The 4,010-nt window shown below is 62.0% G+C and carries 4 protein-coding genes and 1 pseudogene; 4 read left to right on the top strand and 1 reads right to left on the bottom strand.

Features of this window, described 5'->3' with window-relative positions; genetic code table 11:
* Positions 1 to 238: 238 nt before the first annotated feature.
* The 4 genes from EET03_RS15105 (at position 239) to EET03_RS31585 (ending at position 3,394) form a co-directional block, all read left to right on the top strand.
* Complete coding sequence (locus EET03_RS15105) at positions 239 to 811, top strand: hypothetical protein (protein ID WP_244232375.1); 573 nt, start codon at positions 239 to 241, stop codon at positions 809 to 811.
* Entirely contained in the window at positions 811 to 1,653 is an 843-nt protein-coding gene (locus EET03_RS15100) for a hypothetical protein (RefSeq protein WP_425271527.1), read from the top strand. Before EET03_RS15105 ends, EET03_RS15100 begins: the two co-directional genes overlap by 1 nt.
* A complete protein-coding gene (locus tag EET03_RS15095) occupies positions 1,650 to 2,486 on the top strand; it encodes a hypothetical protein (protein ID WP_075542446.1) in 837 nt (278 codons plus the stop codon). Before EET03_RS15100 ends, EET03_RS15095 begins: the two co-directional genes overlap by 4 nt.
* Before the next feature lie 218 nt (positions 2,487 to 2,704).
* Entirely contained in the window at positions 2,705 to 3,394 is a 690-nt protein-coding gene (locus EET03_RS31585; RefSeq protein ID WP_075542448.1) for a hypothetical protein, read from the top strand.
* Positions 3,395 to 3,698: 304 nt separating this feature from the next.
* Here the strand turns inward: EET03_RS31585 and EET03_RS15085 are convergent.
* Positions 3,699 to 4,010, bottom strand: a pseudogene (locus EET03_RS15085) (integrase core domain-containing protein); the annotation flags it as partial.

The raw sequence follows: 4,010 nt of genomic DNA, 5'->3' as shown, positions 1-4,010 counted from the left end.
CACAAGCGCAGGGGATGTTGTTCCGCTACATCGACGGATGGTACAACCCACGTCGCATCCAAGAAGGCCTCGACGGACTCTCACCCGACGAGTACGAAGCTGCCTGGAAGACCAGCCAGCAGCAGCATGACCCCCAAGCGAGCTACCCTCCAACTCGAGGGAGTCGGTCCCAGATAGAAAAGTCTCCGGGAAACCGGGGGAGGTCTACGATCCCACCCATTCGGGTTACGACCAGCATTTGTATGATGCCGCAACTTTGCGGGCGTTGGTCGACGTCGGCACACACAATGCGTTTCAAGCCAACGAGGACAATGGTTATCACCAGGGCGTCTCGGAATACCAGTCCAAGAAATCGGCGTATGAAACTGGCTTGCAAGGTCTCACCACAGCAGGTGGCTTTATCCCCGGAGTCGGCCGCATCGCCGGCCCTACGATCGGCATCCTCGGCCACAACCTGGAAAACGCCATCCTTGGACCGACACCGACTGCGCCGACCGAAAATCCGATACAACCCATGTCTTTAGGAATGGCCGACCAAGAGATCCTCAACGCCATGCTCGGAACAGGACACACCGTCGCCGGGTTGCCGCCCGGTTACATCATCTATGACCACGACCACCCCAACGGGCGAATCGCGACGCCGGAAGAGCTGGGCGTTACCGCCGGTGAATACAACAGCGTGATTGGTCCCGCTTTGTCGCAGTCGCTCGAACCCAGGCCGCCCAGCGAGCGCTTCTCCGCGGATGTGGGGTTGGTCAGCCGCTATGACGATATTGTTGGTGTTCCGCACCCCGATCAGGGTAGGAAGTGATGCGAATCCGGCTCGAGTTGCGAACCATCGCAGCGTTGTTGGCAGCCGCTGTGCTGTTGGTCGGCGGATGTGGTTCGGGTGGGCGCTCGGGTGAAGGTCCGACCAGTACGTCTGCGGCGCCGCCGGCGGGCTGGCCTGCGTTGCTTGACGATTTCACCATGGTGTGGACGGCTGAACCCGGTATCGACGTGACCGCGTGGCCCGCTGTGGTGGTGCGCGCCTACGCCGAGTCGTTCGTCCTGGTCTCCACTACGGGCGATGACAAGTATCTGTATCCGGGTTTTAGGCAGTCGGTTGATCCCAACAAGTCCATCGACGATCCGATCGGCACACAGTTCTTGTGGCCAAAAACCGACGACCCGCGGGATCCCCCGTGGTTGGGCACGCAGCGGGACCACATCTTGTCCGTTACAACCTCTGGTCGTGACGCCACAGTCATTGTCTGCGAATACATGTTCGGCGCTGCCAGCGAAAGCCGTTTCGGCCAAGGATGGATCCGCCCGCATGTTGCAAGGCCGTCCCCGTATACAGGTATCGCGGCGATGCGGATCACCATGACCGCTCCTGCCAAGCCGGCGCCGCCGCTGCCCGCCCAGCAGGGGCCGGCGCGCGCGCCGTCGGTCGATGTTTTCGCCGGTTGGAGGATCACCAGCCACCAGGGCGGGTATTTCGCTCGATCTGGAGACTGGTCGGAATGGCCCGATGCTGTCGAAAACGAAGATACCTGTGTCGCGAAAGCACCCCCACACCGCGATTTGATACCCGGGCAGGAATATGACCGGGCGTTGTTTCCGACCCTGCCGCCCTCTCCTGGCTGGCCTTCGCCAAGCGCGAGTGCATGAGAAAGGCAAGTGTCGCAGCGTTTTTGGCAGCCGCTGTGCTTTTGGCCGGCGGATGTGGCTCGGGTGGGGGCTTGGGTGGAGGTCCGACCAGTACGTCCGCGGCGCCGCCGGCGGGCGGGCCTGCGGTGCTCGACGACTTCACCATGGTGTGGACGGCTGAACCCGGTATCGACGTGACCGCTTGGCCCGCTGTGGTGGTGCGTGCCTACGCCGAGTCGTTCACGCTGGCCTCCGCTGCGAGCGATGGCAAGTATCTGTACCCGGGATTTAGGCAGTCGGTTGATTCCAACAAGTCCATCTACGATCCGATCGGCACACAGTATCTGTGGCCACAGACCGGCGATTCGCCGGACCGGCCGTGGGTGGGCACGCAGCAGGACCACCTCTTGTCTGTTACAGCATCCGGTCGTGATGTCACGGTCATTGTCTGCGAATACACATTCGGCAGTGCTAATGAGGGCCGTTTTGGCCGAGAATATGTTTACCCGCATGTTGCAAGGCCAGGCCCGGATACAGGTATCGCGGCGATGCGGATCACCATGACCGCTCCTGCCAGGCCGGCGCCGCCACTGCCCGCTCAGCAGGGGCCGGCGCGCGCGCCGTCGGTCGATGTTTTCGCTGGTTGGAGGATCACCAGCCGCGAGGGCGGGTGGTACGCCCAGCCTGGAATGGGGCGGGAGTGGGAATGGCCGGGTTATGTCCAAGACGAAGATACCTGTGTCGCGAAGGCGCCCCCGCACCGCGATTTTGTAATGGGCCAAGAATATGACCGGTCGTTGTTCCCGACCCTGCCGGCGTCTCCTGGCTGGCCCTCGCCAAGCGCGAAAACATGAGAAAGGCTAGCGCCGCAAGGTTATTGGTAGCGGCGTCGATCATCCTGACCTTTCTCTTGGGCGCCGTCGGGTGCGCATCTAATGCCAGCGACAAGTCTTCGGGCACAACGTCATCGAGCGCGAAGTCCTCCGCCTCATTTGCCCCACCCCCGCCGTCGATCAACGCGCCGACGTTGACGTCGGGGCCAGTGACCGCGCTGCAACCAGGGTCTCCAATCATGGTTGGTGACGAGGCCGCCACCATGGTGTGCAAAGCCGGCTTCTATATCGACTACCCGGACGCGAACCATGGCGGTCAGCGGCTGCCGGGCTTCATCACCGCGGCGCAATGTGCCCAAGGTGCTGCACATGCGCCGGTGTCGGTGATGAAGATTCAGGCCGCCGGCCAACCACCCCGTCGAACCAACGTAGGCGAAATCACCTACGTCGCCCCGGGCGATGTACAACCAGCAGTTGCCAACGAACCGTGGACGATCCCGACTTCCCCCCTCGCGGTGTTCACTTCCGGTCAGCCAGATTGGGCGGTTCCGGTGGACGTCAAAGTCAACGACCAGATGCCGACAGGCGCAACCGTTCAGGCGGTACAGCCAGTCGAACAGCACAAGGCGTCTGCGAGGTGGAGCAACGTCGACGGAGTCGTCGTCACGGGACACGTGCTCGACCCAGCCTCCACGCCGGATCTGAAGGACCTGCCCGCTGGCGTGGCTCGCGTCGTCGTGGCGGCAGACGACACCACCAAGCCCATCGAGCAGTGGGTGCTCGGGTCTCCGGTCACTGTTGAGCTTGATGGAGCTATCTACAACCTCGGTGTGATCACCGCCGTAGATGAGTCAAGGCACTGGATCGTGGTCGACCTGATCAATCCGTTTCTCGTCCAACAAGATGCGCGCCTGATCACGACTAGGTAAGCGCCCGAAGTCCCTCCATCCATGGGCGGATTTGCATTGACAACGCGAACTCACAGCGCGAAACCACTAGTGACTCTTCGCAATTCAGGGCGTTCGGCGAGTTGGGTTGTGTCGCTGTGGAGCAGACAGTGCCGGCAGTCCGACCGCGGAAGTCTCACACGCGGACATCAGTAATTCCGTCGGCAAACCGGTAACTTTTAAGCAGCACCACGCGGACACCGCACTGCGCTGAGTCCAACCGTATTACCACTCACAGCTGTGAAGACGGCGACACTGAAGCATCCCCGGTTTCATGCACACCTCGTTACGTGTGACCGGTGTTGCTCTCCGGCCTGGAGTCGAGCGTAGTACTCAGCCTCGGCTTCGGCCGGTGGGATGCGAGCCCAGGCGGTGCATGAGCCTCCGCTCGTTGTACCAGCTAACCCACGCCGAGGTCATGTTCTCCAGGTCAGCGAGGGTTCGGATCGGGCACGACGCGAAACGGGGAGCCAGGGCGCACGCACTCGGTCTTGTAGAGCCCGATCGTGGTTTCGCACAGCGCGTTGTCCAGGGCGTCACCGACGGTCCCGATCGAGGGGATCAGTCCCTCCAACATTAGCGTCTCGCCGTAATGTAT

Origin of the sequence: Mycobacterium innocens (assembly GCF_900566055.1) — a bacterium.
Lineage (GTDB): Bacteria > Actinomycetota > Actinomycetes > Mycobacteriales > Mycobacteriaceae > Mycobacterium > Mycobacterium innocens.
The sequence above is the reverse complement of the archived record's forward strand: the minus strand, read 5'-3'. Positions and strand labels throughout refer to the sequence as shown.

Coding starts and splice junctions, on each gene's coding strand:
- EET03_RS15100 (WP_425271527.1), top strand. CDS start 811: ATGCGAATCCGGCTCGAGTTGCGAACCATCGCAGCGTTGTTGGCAGCC.
- EET03_RS15095 (WP_075542446.1), top strand. CDS start 1,650: ATGAGAAAGGCAAGTGTCGCAGCGTTTTTGGCAGCCGCTGTGCTTTTG.
- EET03_RS31585 (WP_075542448.1), top strand. CDS start 2,705: ATGGTTGGTGACGAGGCCGCCACCATGGTGTGCAAAGCCGGCTTCTAT.